The sequence below is a fragment of the Novosphingobium pokkalii genome (genome assembly GCF_014652855.1).
Classification (GTDB): Bacteria; Pseudomonadota; Alphaproteobacteria; order Sphingomonadales; family Sphingomonadaceae; genus Novosphingobium; species Novosphingobium pokkalii.
The window spans coordinates 39,429-55,488 of sequence record NZ_BMZP01000007.1; the positions used below are offsets into that span (position 1 = coordinate 39,429).

The window sequence follows — 16,060 nt, forward strand, 5'->3', positions numbered from 1 at the left end:
CGGGGATGGTCCGCCGCCATCTCTGGACGGCTGCGGGCCTGTTCTTCGTGGGATTGGGCACGGTGGGGGCATTCCTGCCGCTGCTGCCCACGGTGCCTTTCCTGCTGTTGGCGGTGTTCTGTTTCGCGCGCGGCAATCCGGCGTGGGAACAGCGCCTGCTCGATCATCCCAAGTGGGGGCCGCCCTTGCGCGAATGGCGCGCCCGCCGCGCCATTCCCCGCCGGGCCAAGAAAGCCGCGCTCGCCACCATGGCGCTGAGCGTCGCGATCACCGCTTTCACCGCCGGCTGGCCCTGGGTGCTGATCCCCGCCGGTGTCATGGTCTTGAGCGGCACCTGGATCTGGACCCGCGCGGAATGATGAAGATCGCTGCGCTGCATCGGTACCCGGTCAAGTCCATGGGCGGAGAGGCGATGGCGCGCGCCACGATCACGCCGCAGGGCCTGGCCGGCGACCGGCGCTGGATGATGGTAACGCCCGAGGGGCGCTTCCTCACCCGTCGCGAATTGCCGGCCATGGCGCAAGTCCGCGCCGAACCGCGCGACGATGGCGGGATCGTGCTGCACCATGCCGGTGTGCCGTCGCTGCCGGTCACGGTGCCCACTGTCGGCACGCGCCGCGCCGTCAAGGTGTGGAGCGACGGGGTGGAGGCAACCCCGGCGGGCGCGGCAGCCGACGAGTGGCTCTCTGCCCGGTTCGGCCGCGCGGTGCAGCTTGTCCACATGGGCGAGGATGTCGTGCGCCCGGTCGATGCCGCCTATGGCCAGCCGGGCGATGCCGTCGGCTTTGCCGATGGCTTCCCGCTGCTGGTCACCACCTGCGAATCGCTCGATGCGCTCAACGCGCAGTTGCCCGCGCCCATCGCGATGGCCCGGTTCCGGCCCAACCTGGTGATCGCGGGCGCCGCAGCCGCCTTTGCCGAGGATGGCTGGCAGGGCCTGCGCATCGGCGGCGTGACGCTGCGCCTGGTCAAGCCCTGCACCCGCTGCGTGATCACCACGCAAGACCCCGAAACCGGCGCGGCCGACAGCCGCGAACCGTTGGCCACGCTGCGCAAGATGGGCCGCCTGTGGCAGCGCCAGCCGATCTTTGGCGTCAACGCCATTCCCGATGGCACGGGCGATGTGGCGGTGGGGGACCGCGTCGAGCTGGCTTGATTAGGGCCTGTGGGGATTTAGGTCAGGGTGGAGCGAGAATGGCTGATTTCCGCGACCCGGAGCGCAGCGTACTTTAGGTACGTGAGCACCGGAAGCGCGAAAAGCGGCCGTTCGCAGCCCGCCATGGGCTAAATCCCCACAGGCCCTACTCGACCGCTTCGCGCAGCACGGCAATGCCCTTGGCGCGCTGGGCCTTGAGTTCCTGCTTCAACGCCGCCGGATCGCGCGCGATGACGAAGCCGAAGCTGACTCCGCCTTCCTTTCCGATCGTGGCGTGGTGCAGCTTGTGCGCCTGCACCAGGCGCTTGGCATAGCCGCGCTTGGGCACCCAGCGGAACCAGCGCTGGTGCACCAGGCCATCGTGGATGAAAGTATAGATCAGGCCATAGACCAGCACGCCCATGCCCACCCAGGTGCCCGGCCACCAGGCATGGGTGCCCATCACCAGCGGGCTGCCGATCGCGAACATCGAGATCGAGATCGCCGCGCCGACCACGGCGTAGAGGTCGTTCTTTTCCAGGAAGCCGTCGTGCGGTTCGTGATGGTCGCGGTGCCAGGCCCAGCCGAAGCCGTGCATGATATATTTGTGGCTGGCCCAGGCCACGAATTCCATGGTCGCGGCGGCGGCCAGCACGATCGCGATGGCAAGCAGGGTATCCATGGCGCCGGCCTATAGCGCGATGCGCGGGCGGGGGCGATGCGTTTTATCGGGCATCCTTGCTGAAACCCGAACGGCGCACTCGCGTTTGGTTCAGGCGTAGCTTGCCAGACATGGCATCAAGACGGCGCCGGGCCACGGCGCGGCCGCCGTCGGGACCAAGGAGTAAAGCCGATGAAAAAGCTCATTCTCGCAGCGCTGATTCCCGCTACCGTGGGCCTTGCCGCGCCGGCACTGGCCCAGCCCGCGCCGCCGCCACCCGGTGGCTGGCATCACGGCCCTGGCCCGGGGGCGGGCGGCTGGATGACGCCGCGCCGCGACGCCGCCATTCGCCAGGATATCGGCCAGTTGCGCTTTGCCATCGACCGCGCGCAGCGCAACCGCACGATTTCCCCGCGCGAAGCCGCCCCGCTGCGCCGCCAGGCCGCGATGGTGCAGCGCCAGTACCGCATGTATTCGCGCGACGGCCTCAGCCGCGACGAAGTGCGCTGGCTGGCCAGCCGCGTGAACCAGATCCGCCAGCAGTTGCGCATGGAACGCGCCGACTGGGACCGTGATCGCTGGTAAGCGCTGACACGCTGGCTCGTTGCAGCACAAAATGACGCATCGCCCCGGTCTTTCTTGCCCTTTCGTGCTTGAAATGCACCGGGGCGATGCTTAACCGCTCTTGCATGACCAAGATCACCCCTGGCACCGGCAAGACGCTCTACGAAAAGATCTGGGACGCCCACGTCGTGGAAAACCGCGATGATGGCACCAGCCTGATCTATATCGACCGCCACCTCGTTCACGAAGTGACGAGCCCCCAGGCGTTCGAGGCGCTCCGCCTTGCCGGGCGCAAGGTGCGCCGCCCCGATCTGACGCTGGCCGTGCCCGATCACAACCTGCCGACCACGGCGCGCCGCGACGGGCAGGGCAACCGCATTCCCATTGCCGATCCCGACAGCGCGCAGCAGCTTGCCATGCTGGAGCGCAATGCGCCCGAATTCGGCATCCGCTATATCGGCGATGCCGACGCGGCGCAGGGCATTGTCCACGTCGTCGGGCCGGAGCAGGGCTTTTCGCTGCCCGGCGCCACGATCGTTTGCGGTGACAGCCACACCGCCTGCCACGGCGGGCTGGGCGCGCTGGCCTTCGGCATCGGCACGTCGGAAGTGGAGCATGTGCTCGCCACCCAGACCCTGCTGCTCAAGCGCAGCAAGACCATGGAAGTGCGCGTCAACGGCACGCTGGCGCCGGGCGTTTCGGCCAAGGACGTGGTGCTGCACATCACCGGCGTGCTCGGCGCGTCGGGTGGCACTGGCTATGTCATCGAATATACCGGGCAGGTGATCCGCGACCTGTCGATCGAAGGGCGCCTGACCGTGTCCAACATGGCGATCGAGCATGGCGCCCGCGCCGGCCTGATCGCGCCCGATGACAAGACCTTCGCCTATGTGAAGGGCCGTCCCTATGCGCCCAAGGGCGCCGACTGGGACAAGGCAGTCGCCTGGTGGAAGAGCCTGGCGACCGATGCCGACGCGCAGTACGACAAGGTCGTGGTGATCGACGCGGCCGATATCGCGCCCTCGGTGACCTGGGGCACCAGCCCCGAAGACGTGCTGCCGATCACGGCCACGGTGCCCGCGCCGGAAAGCTTTGCCGATCCGTCCAAGCAGGATGCTGCGCGCAAGTCTCTGGAATACATGGGCCTTGAGCCGGGCACCGCGCTCGACTCGGTGGAAATCCAGAACGTGTTCATCGGCAGTTGCACCAACAGCCGCATCGAGGATCTGCGCGCAGCCGCCGCGATCCTGAAAGGCCGCAAGAAGGCCGACAACGTTCGCTGGGCGATCGTCGTGCCCGGCTCCGGCCTGGTCAAGGCGATGGCCGAGGACGAAGGGCTGGATGTGATCTTCAAGGACGCAGGGCTCGAATGGCGCGAGCCGGGCTGCTCGGCCTGCCTCGGCATGAACCCGGACAAGGTGCCGGCCGGGGAACGCTGCGCCTCCACTTCCAACCGCAATTTCGTCGGTCGCCAGGGGCCGGGTGCGCGCACCCACCTGGTCAGCCCGGCGATGGCCGCCGCTGCTGCCGTAACCGGCCGCTTGACGGACGTGCGCGAACTGGTCTGACGCCATCGCCGACGCGCGCAAATCCGCCTTTGCCCCGGTGGTCGACGCGCAGACCCGCGTGCTGGTCTGCGGCAGCCTGCCGGGCGAGGCCTCGCTCGCGGCCGGCCGCTATTACGCGCACCCGGCCAACCAGTTCTGGCGGCTGGTCGGCGGGGTGATCGCGCAGGATCTGGTGCCGCTGGACTATCCGGACCGGCTCGCCGCCCTGCTCGCGGCGGGCATCGGCCTGTGGGACACCGTCGCGAGCGCCACGCGGCGCGGCAGCCTCGACAGCGCGATCAAGGCGGCCGAACTGGCGCCATTCGCCCAGCTTGCCGCCAGCTTGCCCATGCTGCGCACAATTGCCTGCAACGGCGCCACCGCTGCCCGCCACGGCCGTGCACAAATGGCAAATTTGCCCGACATTTCATTCGTTCAACTGCCGTCAAGCAGCCCCGCCTATTGTGCCGTCACGCTGGCGCAAAAGCAGCAGGCGTGGAATTCTCTGCGGAAATTCCTCGATTGAGCGTTGCATTGTGCGGCGAGCGGGCCAATTCTTGCAGCCCGTAACAAGGAGGAAGGCGTGTCCAAGAAGGAAAACTGGGCCGGAACGGCTGTCCTGGCAGGGGCTGCGGCAGTGGGGTCGGCGGCGCTGGCGGCGGCGCTGCTCTATAGCAACCGGCGCAAGGAGCGCGCCAACAAGCCGGCCAAGGAATCCCCGCTCGGCGACAGTCCCGAAACCGATTGAGCGCCTTGCCCGCACAGAGGCTATTTCCGCCGTTGCGCGCCGCGCGGCGGCGGCTATAGCGGGGGCATGGAACCGGTAAACCACATCGAAGGCCGCGCCATTCCGTTCGGCCGCAAGAACATCGACACCGACGTGATCATCCCGGCCAAGTGGCTGAAGACGATCAGTCGCGAAGGGCTGGGCCGTGGCGCATTCGAATCGCTGCGCACCGATCCGGACAACCTGTTCGACAGCGAAACCTTCAAGGGTTCGCCGATCTTGATCGCGGGCGACAATTTCGGCTGCGGTTCCAGCCGCGAGCATGCCGCCTGGGCCTTGCTCGACCTTGGCATCAAGGCGGTGATTGCGCCGTCGTTTTCCGATATCTTTTCCGGCAACGCCTTCAAGAACGGCATCCTCACCGTGGTGATGCCCCAGGAGCAGGTCGATCGCCTGCTGGAAGTGGCGCAGACCGATCCGATTGCCATCGATCTCGATGCGCAGACCGTGACCACGCCGTTCCAGGATCGCTTCACGTTCGAGATCGATCCGTTCCGCAAGCACTGCCTGCTCAATGGGCTGGACGAAGTGGGCCTGACCTTGGCGCGCGGTGATGCGATCGGCGCGTTTGAAGCGACCGTGGCAGACGAGCGCCCGTTCCTGGCACAGGGCACCGGCGCAGCGGCCTGATCAGCCCGCCATGATCACCCGAGCGCCGGTTCCGCCACCGGCGCTACGTCCACCGACACGCGCAGCGCCTGGCCGCCGCCGCCGTGGAACACGCCGTCCATCGGCGCCACGTCGGCATAGTCGCGGCCCATCGCGGTGAACACGTGGTCGGTTGAGGCGAGCACGGCGTTGGTGGGATCGAAACCCACCCAGCCCAGCGCATCCCCGCACCACAGCGCCACCCAGGCATGGGTGGCATCGGCCCCGACCAGGCGCGGCTGGCCCGGCGGGGGCAGGGTGCGCAGATAGCCGCTAACATAGGCAGCGGGCAGGCCATGCCCGCGCGCGGCCACGATCATCACATGGGCAAAATCCTGGCACACGCCATGCCGCGCGCGAAACGCTTCGAGCGGCGGCGTCTCGGCCGTGGTGGCGCTGCCGTCATAGGTGAATTCCTCGTGGATGGCGTGCATCAGCGCCAGCCCGGCGTCCATCACGCTGCGCGCGCCGGCCAGGATCGGACTGGCCCAGCCGACGATCTCGGGCGAAAGCGGGGTCATCGACGAGGGATAGATATAGCTGGCGGGGCCAAGCGCGGAAAGATCGCGATGCGCGGCCGCGCGCGCGCCGATCTCGGCCACGCTCGGGGTCTTGGCCAGGGCCAGCTCTGGATCGGGTGCCCGCACCTCCACGCGGAAGCGGCTTTCCACTTCCAGCGCATCGAGTGGTTCGCGGATGAACAGGCGGCTGCGGTTGACCAGGAACGGCCCGGCTTCCTCTTCCATCGTCCAGGGCACCGGCGCCACCGTCAGGCGAAAATCGCGCACCGTCTGGGTGGGCCAGGGCGCCGGGCGCAGGCGCAGGTTGAAGCGCGCCAGCCGCACCGGCGCGGCATAATCGACGCGGGTCTTGTGGCGGATATCGTAGATCACGCGAGCAAGCTGCCCTTGGCCGGGCTGTCGGCCTTTTCGAATTGCAGGAAATAGCGGGTGGAGATCGTGTCCGACAGGGCCAGCAGGCGCTGTTCCACATCGGCCAGGCGCGCCAGATCCCACGCCGCCACCGGCTGGCTGGACAGCGGCGCCAGAATCGCGCGGGCTTCCAGCAGCGGCGCTTCGGGCAGGTTGTCTTCGCCCAGCGCCGGCAAGGCGGCGATGTGGCTGACCAGCGCTTCGGCCTGGAACGCCAGCGAGCGCGGGTTGGCGGGATCGAGCAGCAACAGGTCGAGCACCGGCGCGGTGCTGGGCGCGGCAAGGTAGCGCGCGCGATAGGTGATCTGGCTGTCGGAAAGATCGAGCAGCACGCCCAGCGCTTCGGCCGTGTCGATCTGTGCGGCCAGCGCGCGCAGCGTCTGGCACAGCGCCACCGCGCGTTCCAGGCGGCGGCCCATGTCGAGGAAATGGCGCGAAGGGCCGAGCGTGAAGTTTTCCGCCAGTAGCCCGGAAAGGGCCGAAAGCCGCTCGATCAATTCGCGCGCGGCGCGCAGCAGCACGCCCGGGCGATGCCCGTCCATCGCGGGCAGGGGGCGGCTGGCGATGCGCCAGAAATCGGTGGTGAAGCGGTCACGCAGAGTCAGCGCGGTGGCGCGGATCGCGGCGAACAGCGCGCCGACAGAGCCGTTCATCGCCGTGTCCGACAGCGCGGCACGGCAGGCCTGCGCGATCGGCTCCACCGCTTCCTCGCGCGAGAGGGCGCCCCATGACACCATCAGGTCCACCAGGCGCGCGATCACCTCCGGATTGTGCCCGGCGGCGGCGTCCACTTCGATCGAGCTGCCCAGCACGGCGCGGATCACCCGCACGGTGGTTTCCGCCCGCTCCATGTAGCGGCCGAACCAGAACAGGTTGTCGGCCGCCTGGCTGGCCAGGATGCCGCCGCCGCGCCGCACGGCTGGTGCTGCGCTGAGCACGGAGGGCGTGGCGGCCAGGCTGGCCAGGTCGGCCTTGGTATCCACCACGCAGACATCGGCGGAGATATCGCCTTCGCCCATCATCGTGGTGACCATCTCGCCCGAGGATGAGAGGCGGGCAAAGCCGCCGGGCATCACGGTCCATTCCCCCGCCGCGTTGCGCGCCACGAAAGCGCGCACGGTGAAGGCGCGCGGCACGAAGACATCGTCGATCAGTGCCGGCGTGGTGGACAGCGTGACGATTTCCTGCCCGCAATAGTCCACGGGGCGGCGGGCCATGGCGGCGAGCAGGTGGGCGCGCTGGTCCTTGTCCAGGCCGCGTCCGGCCAGCGGCCGTCCTTCGGGCAGGCCATCCACCCGCGCGCCGAAGGCCGGGGTGATCATCAACTCATCCAGCCGCGCCGCCACGTCCTGCGCTTCGCGCGGCTGGCCGCACCACCAGGTGGCGACATTGGGCAGGATCGGTTCTTCGCCCAGCAGCACCGAGAACAGGCGCGGCATGAATGCGGCAAAGGCCGGCGCTTCCAGCACTTCGACACCCGGCCAGTTGGCCAGGGTCACACTACCGCGCTCCAGTGCCTCGAACAGGTCGGGTACGCCGATCGCCGAACGCGCATCGAAGCGCAGCGGATCGAGCGCATTGGTATCGATCCAGCGCCACAGTGCATCGACGCGCTTGGGCCCGGCGATGGTGCGCACGTAAAGCCGGTCGTCGCTCACAGTGAGGTCGCGCCCTTCGACCAGCGGAAAGCCGAGGTAGCGTGCCAGGTGCGCCTGTTCGGGATAGGACTGGTTGAAGCGGCCGGGGGTGAGCAGGGCGATGCGCGGGTTTTCGCGCTGGCATTCTCGGGCAATGCCCCCGCGCAGATCGGAAAAGAACTGCGCCACCCGGCGCGCGCGCATCTCCGTCAGCAGCCCGCCGGTCACGCGCGAGAGGGCAAGGCGGTTTTCCAGGGCATAGCCGATGCCATTGGCCAGCCGCAGGCGATCGCCCAGCACGCGCCATTGCCCGCGCGGCCCACGGGCGAGATCGACCGCATAGACATGGATATGCGGCCCGCTGCGCGGCGCAACGCCCACCATGCTGCGCGCGAAATAGCGGCTGCCGGCGATCAGCGCGGCGGGCAGGTGGCCATCGGCGACCAGGCTCCCTTCGCCATAGATATCGTCGACCACCGCTTCGAGCAGGCGCGCGCGCTGGACCAGGCCGCGTTCCACCTGCGCCCATTCCTGCGCGCCGACGATCAGTGGCATCGGCGAAAGCGGCCAATCGCGCTCCTCGTCCTCACCGGTGAGGCGGAACGACATGCCCAGGTCCAGGATCTGGCGGCCGACCAGTTCCTGCACTGCCACGCCCGCTTCCTCGCGCAGCGCCAGCAGGCCACGCGCTGCCTGCTGCCACGCCGGGGCGACATCGGGCGCGGCATCGCGATAGAGATCGCCCGCGCCCACATCCACCGGATAGGCGGCCAGCCCCTTGGGAGGGCGCAGGTCGGGCTTGGCCGCCACGAGGATCAGGCCAGCCCGGCCGGGCGGCGCAAGTCGAGCGTCATCGGGAATTCCCCAGGCAGTTCGGCCGGCGGCACGGGCAGGGGGCCGGGCGAATGGCCATGATCCTGGAACCGCGCCTTGCGCCGCGCCTGCGCTTCATAGCCGTTGACCGGCACCGAATCGTAATTGCGCCCCCCCGGATGGGCCACATGATAGACGCAGCCGCCCAGCGAGCGGTTGTTCCACGTATCGAAGATATCGAACGTCAGCGGGGCATGGGGCGGCATCATCGGATGCAGGCAATTGGCCGGCCACCAGGCCTTGTAGCGCACCCCGCCCACCGCTTCGCCGGGTGTGCCGGTATGGCTCAGGGGCACGCGCCGACCGTTGCAGGTGATCACGTGGCGCCCCGGCACCAGCCCGCTGGCGCGCACCTGCAACCGCTCGGTCGAACTGTCGACATAGCGCACCGTGCCGCCGATCGCGCCGGTTTCGCCCAGCACGTTCCACGGTTCGAGCGCGTGGCTCACTTCCAGGTGCACCCCGCCGCCTTCCACCGCGCCGTGGACGGGGAAGCGGAACTGGCGCTGCGCCTCGAACCACACGGGATCGAAATCATAGCCTGCGCCGCGCAGGTCATTGAGAACATCCAGGAAATCGGCCCAGACGAAGTGCGGCAGCATGAACTTGTCATGCAACTGCGTGCCCCAGCGCACCAGCGGCCCATCCACCGGCTCGCGCCAGAACCAGGCGCACAGTGCGCGCAGCAGCAATTGCTGGGCCAGCGACATGCGCGCATCGGGCGGCATCTCGAACCCGCGGAACTCGACCAGGCCCAGGCGGCCGGTGGGGCCATCGGGCGAGAACAGCTTGTCGATGCAGATCTCGGTGCGATGGGTATTGCCGGTCACGTCCACCAGCAGGTTGCGGAACAGGCGATCGACCACCCAGGCCAGCGGCTGTGGCTGATCGGGGCCGGGCACCTGACCCAGCGCGATTTCCAGCTCATAAAGCCCGTCATGCCGGGCTTCGTCGATGCGCGGCGCCTGGCAGGTCGGGCCGATGAACAGGCCGGAAAACAGGTAGGACAGGCTCGGATGCCGCTGCCAATAGATCACGAAGGACTTGAGCAGGTCGGGCCGGCGGATGAACGGGCTGTCGAGCAGGCTCGGCCCGCCCAGCACGATGTGATTGCCCCCGCCGGTGCCGATGGCGCGGCCGTCGACCATGAACTTGTCGGCCGTCAGCCCCACTTCGCGGGCGCATTGATAGAGCGTTTCGGTGATCGCCACCGATTCCGCCCAGGATGCGGCGGGCTGGATGTTCACTTCGATCACGCCCGGGTCGGGCGTGACTTTCAGCACCATCAGGCGCGGATCGGGCGGCGGCGGATAGCCCTCGATGCGCACCGGCAGGCGGGTTTCCTCGGCCACGGCTTCCACGCTGGCGATCAGGTCGAGATAGTCTTCCAGCGTTTCGACCGGCGGGATGAACACGCACAGGTGATCGCCCTTGGGCTCCACCGTGATCGCCGTGCGCACCGCGCCTTCGATGGCGATGGTCTGTTCCACGCGGGCCTGGCGGGCCGGGCTGGTGCTGTGCAGGTCGTGGCCCTGGGCGCGCGCCTCGCGGCTGCGGTCTTCGGCGGACAGTTCGCCCTGCGTCATGGCGTCGCGGGTCTGCACCGCGCGCTCGATCGCCTGGCGGCGGAAATCGGCCAGTGGTTCGCGCGGTTCGGCGGTATCGCGCGGGTGGATATAGGGATAGGATGCCGGCGGCACATAGGGCAGCGAATTGAGCGGCAGGCGATAGCCGAGCGCGCTGTCACCGGGCACGGCGAACAGGGCCCCGCGCCGCAGTTTCCACTTTTCCGAATACCACGCTCGCGCCGGCTGGGCGCGCCGCGCCTGCCACGGCTGCATCCGCTGGATCGGCAGGACATGGCCGACCGGCTGGGTCAACCCCCGCTGGAACGTGCGGACGAACCGCTGGCGCACTTCCGGATCGTCCAGCTTGGGATCGGTGGGCACGGTGTTTTCGGGCAGTTCCGCCTCGCGCACGATCCATTCCAGCGCGTCTTCATAGACCGGCGCGACATTGTCGGGCGCCACGCCCAGCACCGTGGCGGTCTGGCGCAGGAACAGGGCGGCGTCCTCGGCATCGACGACGCTGGCGCTGTCTTCGGGCAGGCGGTCCCCGGCGATCAGGTTTTCGTCGCGCCAGATCGGCACGCCATCCTTGCGCCAGAAGATCGAATAGCCCCAGCGCGGCAGGCTTTCCCCCGGATACCACTTGCCCTGGCCGTGGTGGAGCAGCGATCCGGGCGCGAAAGCGCTGCGCAGCTTGCGGATCAGGCGATCGGCATACCAGGCCTTGGTTGGCCCCACGGCGCTGCTGTTCCATTCCGGCGCCTCGAAATCGCCATCGGCCACGAAAGTGGGTTCGCCGCCGATCGTCAGGCGCACGTCCTGCGCGGCGAGATCGGCATCGACCTGCTCGCCCAGGGCGTTCAGCGCGTTCCAGCGTTCATCGGTAAACGGCTTGGTGATCCGCACCGCTTCAGCCAAGCGGGAAACCTGCATCTCGAAATGGAAATCGGAATGGACCGGCTCCATCACCACGCCTTCGATCGGCGCGGCGGTGCGATAGTGCGGCGTGGCGCAAAGCGGAATATGCCCTTCGCCAGCAAACAGCCCCCAGGTCGCGTCCAGCCCGATCCAGCCCGCGCCCGGCACAAAGACTTCGGTCCAGGCATGCAGGTCGCATACGTCCTGCGCCACGCCGGCGGGACCGTCCACGGCGGCGACATCGGGTGTCAACTGGATCGAATAGCCCGAGACGAACCGCGCGGCAAAGCCCAGGCGGCGCAGCAGGTGGACCAGCAGCCAGGCCGAATCGCGGCACGATCCGGTGCCCACTTCCAGCGTTTCCTCGGGCGCCTGCACCCCCGGCTCCATGCGGATGACATAGCCCACGCGGCTGTTCACCGCCTGGTTGATCGCCACCAGGAAATCGATCGTGCGGCCTTCGTACCCGATGAACTGGGCCAGCAATTCCTCGAACAGCGGCCCTTGCGCTTCGGTCTCCAGGCAGGCGGCCAGGTCGGCTTGCAATTCCTCTGCATAGGCAAAGGGATAGGTTTCCGCGTATTCCTCGACGAAGAAATCGAACGGATTGATCACGACCAGATCGGCAAGCAGATCGACGGCAATCTCGAAATGATCGATCGGATCGGGAAAAACGATCCGCGCCAGCCAGTTGCCGTAAGGATCCTGTTGCCAGTTGATGAAGTGGTTGGCCGGGCTGATCTTCAGCGAATAGTTCGGCACGGCGGTGCGGCTATGCGCCGCCGGCCGCAATCGGATCACCTGCGGCCCCAATCGAACCGGCTTGGCATAGGAATAGCGCGTGAGGTGATGGAGGCCCGCCTTGATCATGGCTGTGGAAGGTGCCCCAATTCATGCTGCGCTGCAACGTGCAATTGGATGGCGTTTAGCAGGCCATGGTCCATGCTTCCACCACCCCCCGACCCCCTCCTCTGAAGAGGAGGGGGAGAACAGGGCTGACTCCCCTCCTCTTCAGAGGAGGGGCTGGGGGTGGTGGACTTCACGCACCACGATCGACGCTGTCTCCACCCCCTCCATAGGCCGGGATCGCCAGCTTCCAGCGGATCGCCGCAGCGCGCAGGGCGAAGCCGGCCAGGGCCGAGACCGCCCAGACCCAGCCCTTGGGCAAGTGCAGCGCCTGCCCGGCCGAGCACAGCGCGGCGGCGAGCGCGGCCGCCGTCACATAGAGTTCGGGGCGCATGATGATCGACGGGCGGCCCGCCACGCAATCGCGGATCACGCCGCCCACGCAGCCGGTGATCACCCCCATGATGAAGGCGGGCACCGGCGGAATGCCATAGGCCAGCGCCTTGGTCGTGCCGAGCACGGCATAGGCGCCCAGGCCCACGGCATCGGCCCACTCCAGCGCCGCGCCGCGCCACCAGCGGTGCGGCGTGATCCAGCAGACGACGGCCATGCCCAGGCAGACTAGCGCGACCCAGCGATCATGGACCCAGAACACCGGCGCGCCGATCAGCAGGTCGCGCACCGAACCGCCGCCGACCCCGGTGATCACCGCGAAAAAGCACATCGTCACCAGAGTCTGCCGCATCCGCGCGGCCACCAGCGCGCCCGACAGCGCGAACACGGCAATGCCGGCGAGATCGGCAAAACCGATCACGGCGGGCAGCGCAGGCGCAACGGCAGTCGGCAGCGAAGCGGGCAGGGGTGGAACCAGGGGCATGGCGCCACCTTTGCCCCGCGGTTCAGCGCATGTCGAGGCTGACCGTGGCCGTTCCCGTTCCTTCCACCGGCAAGTAAAGCCCTTGGCCAGCAGCCTTGAGGCGGCCGGTGCGGACGTTGTTGATCCGCGCCCGGATCACGAAATCGCCGGTGCGCTTTTCGGTCAGCGCGCGGTCGATCTTGCCCATCAGCTTGGCATAGTCGTTCTCGAAATTCTGGCCGAGCGCAGCGGCGATGGTCTCCGACAGTCCGGGCGTGTTGGCCAGGGCCAGTAGCACATCGGTGCCGGTGCTGTCGGTCACGCCCGAAACCGCCAGATCGGCAAAGCTGACTTCCCGCGAATTGGGTGCGTTGACCGGCGTTCCGGTCAGCCACACGGTGCCATGGGCGCCATTGGCGGCAAATTGAACGCCGACGGCCACTTTGCCGCCGGTGGTGCCATAGCAGGTGACCTTGCCGAACTGCGCGGTCACCGCGCCCAGGCCGGGCACGTCGAACGGCCGGGCCGATCGCTTGACCAGCGCCTTGGCGATCACCGGTTCCAGTTCACGATAGTCGGCGATGACCGGGATCACGAACAGCATGCGCCCCGGCGTGCTGTCCAGCGTGTGTAGCGGCGGCAGCGGGCGCACCGCCGGATCGGGCGGGCGGTTGCCGACAAAGGTTTCGGTCTGTGCCTGCATGCCCAGGCGCAGCACGAGCCGCTGCCCTTCCACGGCATAGCCGCCATAGCGCAGCTCTTGCGGGGTGACGCGCATCCACACCGGTGGATTGGCGTGGTTGAGTTCCAGCGAGGTGAACGCGCTGGCCCAGGCGCGGCTGATCTCCCGGTCCAGGTGCAGCTTGTCGAGTTCGCTGGGCAAGGTGCGCTCCAGCTTGGCGATCACGCCTTTCAGCTTGGCATCGGCCTTGCTGGTGAAGGTGATGCGCTGGCCCAGGAAGTCGATGCCGGGTTCGTTGGTCCAGTCATAGTGGATGTCCAGCGCGGCGCGTGGCTTCCAGTCGCGCGCCAGCGACAGGCGCACATGGGCGCGCACCATGGCATCGCCGGTTGCGGTTTCCTGCTTGAACACGCCGGCGATGTCGCGCGCGCGCACTGTGGCATGAAGCGGCAGGGTGACCACCAGATCCTGTCCCTGGCCACTGAGCGTGATCGGCCCGCGCACCACGTTGCCCACGATGTGGCATTCCACGCGCGGCGTCTTGAGCTTCACGCCCAGCACCTCCACGCGCTTGGAGGCCACGCAATCCTGGCCGGGCTGATCGATCGACCACAGTTCGCGCGGCACTTCACGTTCCAGCGCGGCGGCCAACTCGTCCAGCCGCGCGGTGATCGGCACGGCAATGGTCGAGGCCTGGGGCGGCACGGCAATGGCGTCCGTCGCGCGCGGCGGTGCTGCGTCCATCGGACGATGATGACAGGCGCCAAGCGCGATCAAGGCGGCCAGCGCTGCCGCGCGGCCGGCCACAAGCGGACGTTTCATGTGCATTTGCCCCGTTTGGGCGCACTACGCGCCAGTGCAGGGCAAAGTTCCCGAAACGAAAAGGGCCGCGCCCGGTTGCCCCGGCGCGGCCCTGTTTCATCGGCGATGCGAAGCGACGATCACATGTGGATCGGCTTTTCGCGGATGCCCATCGCCGCTTCCTTCAGCGCTTCCGAATGGGTCGGGTGCGCGTGGCAGGTGTAGGCAATGTCTTCCGAGGTGGCGCCGAACTCCATGGCGAGCGCGGCTTCGGCAATCATCGTGCCAGCCACCGAGGCGATCGCCCAGACGCCCAGCACGCGGTCGGTCTGCGCGTCGGCAATCACCTTCACGAAGCCGTCGGGCTCGTGGTTGGTCTTGGCGCGGCTGTTGGCCAGCATCGGGAACTTGCTGACCTTGATCTTGGACTGGTCGCCACCGGCCTTTTCCAGCGCGGCTTCCTGGGTCAGGCCCACGCCGGCGAATTCGGGGAAAGTGTAGACCACGCCGGGGATCACGTCATGGTTCACGATGCCGGTCAGGCCGGCAATGTTCTCGGCCACGGCAATGCCTTCATCCTCGGCCTTGTGCGCCAGCATCGGCCCCGGAATCACGTCGCCGATCGCCCAGACGCCGTCCACCTTGGTGCGGAAATCGTGGTCGGTCTCGATCTGGCCGCGCTTGTTCAGCTCCAGCCCGATCTTGTCGAGGCCCAGGCCATCGGTGTTGGGCTTGCGGCCGATCGCCACCAGCACGCAATCCGCCTCGATCGTTTCGGCAGCGCCACCGGCCGAAGGCTCGACCGTCAGCGTGGCCTTGCCGCCATCCACGGCAACGCCGGTGACCTTGGTCGAAAGCTTGAGCGCCATGCCCTGCTTCTTGAAGATCTTGGCGGCTTCGCGGCGCACGTCGCCGTCCATGCCGGGCAGCAACTGGTCAAGGTATTCCACCACGGTGACCTTGGCGCCCAGGCGGCGCCACACCGAGCCGAGTTCCAGGCCGATCACGCCGCCGCCGATCACGACCATGTGATCGGGCACACGGTTCAGCGCGAGGGCACCGGTCGAATCCACCACCACGCCCGCGTCGTTGTCCACGGTCACGCCCGGCAGCGGGGTGACCGAGGAACCGGTGGCGATGACGATGTGCTTGGCCGAAACCTTCTGCCCCGCCACGGTCACGCTGTGCGCGTCCTCGAACGTGGCATAGCCCTTGAGCCAGGTGACCTTGTTCTTCTTGAACAGGAATTCGATGCCGCCGGTCAGGCTCTTGACCGAGTCGAGCTTCTGCTGCTGCATCGCCGACAGGTCCAGCTCGACCGGGCCGGTCTTGATGCCATAGCTGGCAAAGGTGCCGTTGACGGCTTCCTCGAACTTTTCAGAACCGTGAAGCAGCGCCTTCGACGGGATGCAGCCCACGTTGAGGCAGGTGCCGCCCAGGGTTTCGCGCCCTTCGGCGCAGGCGGTCTTGAGGCCCAGTTGGGCTGCGCGGATCGCCGCGACGTAGCCGCCCGGGCCGGCGCCGATCACCAGGACATCATAATCGTATTCAGCCATTGCGGCCTCCTGTTCGCGCGCCCCTGGAACTGTGGTGGGACTGGCGCGA

14 protein-coding genes are annotated in these 16,060 nt (G+C 67.8%); 7 read left to right on the forward strand and 7 right to left on the reverse strand.

Going from position 1 to position 16,060, the window contains the following annotated elements:
- Nucleotides 1-5 precede the first annotated feature (5 nt).
- Complete coding sequence (locus IE191_RS09050; protein ID WP_191324055.1) at nt 6-359, forward strand: YbaN family protein; 354 nt, start codon at nt 6-8, stop codon at nt 357-359.
- Nucleotides 359-1,156, forward strand: coding sequence for an MOSC domain-containing protein (locus IE191_RS09055; protein ID WP_191324056.1), 798 nt, complete (start codon nt 359-361; stop codon nt 1,154-1,156). Before IE191_RS09050 ends, IE191_RS09055 begins: the two co-directional genes overlap by 1 nt.
- A 145-nt stretch (nt 1,157-1,301) precedes the next feature.
- Here the strand turns inward: IE191_RS09055 and IE191_RS09060 are convergent, their stop codons facing one another.
- Complete coding sequence (locus tag IE191_RS09060; protein ID WP_191324057.1) at nt 1,302-1,817, reverse strand: sterol desaturase family protein; 516 nt, start codon at nt 1,815-1,817, stop codon at nt 1,302-1,304.
- Between the two features lie 171 nt (nt 1,818-1,988).
- Here IE191_RS09060 and IE191_RS09065 point away from each other — a divergent pair, with 171 nt between their 5' ends.
- The 5 genes from IE191_RS09065 to leuD all read left to right on the forward strand — a co-directional run bounded on the left by IE191_RS09065 (nt 1,989) and on the right by leuD (nt 5,324).
- A complete protein-coding gene (locus IE191_RS09065; RefSeq protein WP_191324058.1) occupies nt 1,989-2,381 on the forward strand; it encodes a hypothetical protein in 393 nt (130 codons plus the stop codon).
- A gap of 104 nt (nt 2,382-2,485) precedes the next feature.
- The gene (gene leuC / locus IE191_RS09070; RefSeq protein ID WP_191324059.1) at nt 2,486-3,928 is read left to right on the forward strand and encodes a 3-isopropylmalate dehydratase large subunit; all 1,443 of its coding nucleotides are present in this window, start codon (nt 2,486-2,488) and stop codon (nt 3,926-3,928) included.
- Between the two features lie 37 nt (nt 3,929-3,965).
- The gene (locus IE191_RS09075; protein ID WP_229815212.1) at nt 3,966-4,433 is read left to right on the forward strand and encodes a DNA-deoxyinosine glycosylase; all 468 of its coding nucleotides are present in this window, start codon (nt 3,966-3,968) and stop codon (nt 4,431-4,433) included.
- Nucleotides 4,434-4,490: 57 nt separating this feature from the next.
- Entirely contained in the window at nt 4,491-4,655 is a 165-nt protein-coding gene (locus IE191_RS09080; protein WP_229815213.1) for an isopropylmalate isomerase, read from the forward strand.
- A 66-nt stretch (nt 4,656-4,721) separates the two neighbouring features.
- A complete protein-coding gene (gene leuD / locus IE191_RS09085; protein WP_191324060.1) occupies nt 4,722-5,324 on the forward strand; it encodes a 3-isopropylmalate dehydratase small subunit in 603 nt (200 codons plus the stop codon).
- Between the two features lie 14 nt (nt 5,325-5,338).
- Here the strand turns inward: leuD and IE191_RS09090 are convergent, their stop codons facing one another.
- From IE191_RS09090 to lpdA, 6 genes are all read right to left on the reverse strand, one after another.
- Nucleotides 5,339-6,235 carry a transglutaminase family protein gene (locus IE191_RS09090; RefSeq protein WP_191324061.1) on the reverse strand — a complete coding sequence of 299 codons (897 nt, stop codon included), beginning with the start codon at nt 6,233-6,235 and terminating at the stop codon, nt 5,339-5,341.
- Nucleotides 6,232-8,727 (reverse strand): circularly permuted type 2 ATP-grasp protein, encoded by a 2,496-nt coding sequence (locus IE191_RS09095; RefSeq protein WP_373299278.1) that lies wholly within the window; start codon nt 8,725-8,727, stop codon nt 6,232-6,234. The genes IE191_RS09090 and IE191_RS09095 overlap by 4 nt, the downstream gene beginning before the upstream one ends.
- Nucleotides 8,727-12,140 carry a transglutaminase family protein gene (locus IE191_RS09100; RefSeq protein ID WP_191324063.1) on the reverse strand — a complete coding sequence of 1,138 codons (3,414 nt, stop codon included), beginning with the start codon at nt 12,138-12,140 and terminating at the stop codon, nt 8,727-8,729. Before IE191_RS09100 ends, IE191_RS09095 begins: the two co-directional genes overlap by 1 nt.
- Before the next feature lie 169 nt (nt 12,141-12,309).
- Entirely contained in the window at nt 12,310-12,993 is a 684-nt protein-coding gene (locus tag IE191_RS09105; RefSeq protein WP_191324064.1) for a trimeric intracellular cation channel family protein, read from the reverse strand.
- Nucleotides 12,994-13,015: 22 nt separating this feature from the next.
- Entirely contained in the window at nt 13,016-14,476 is a 1,461-nt protein-coding gene (locus IE191_RS09110; protein ID WP_229815214.1) for a DUF4403 family protein, read from the reverse strand.
- Between the two features lie 119 nt (nt 14,477-14,595).
- The gene (gene lpdA / locus IE191_RS09115) at nt 14,596-16,011 is read right to left on the reverse strand and encodes a dihydrolipoyl dehydrogenase (protein ID WP_191324066.1); all 1,416 of its coding nucleotides are present in this window, start codon (nt 16,009-16,011) and stop codon (nt 14,596-14,598) included.
- Nucleotides 16,012-16,060 lie beyond the last annotated feature (49 nt).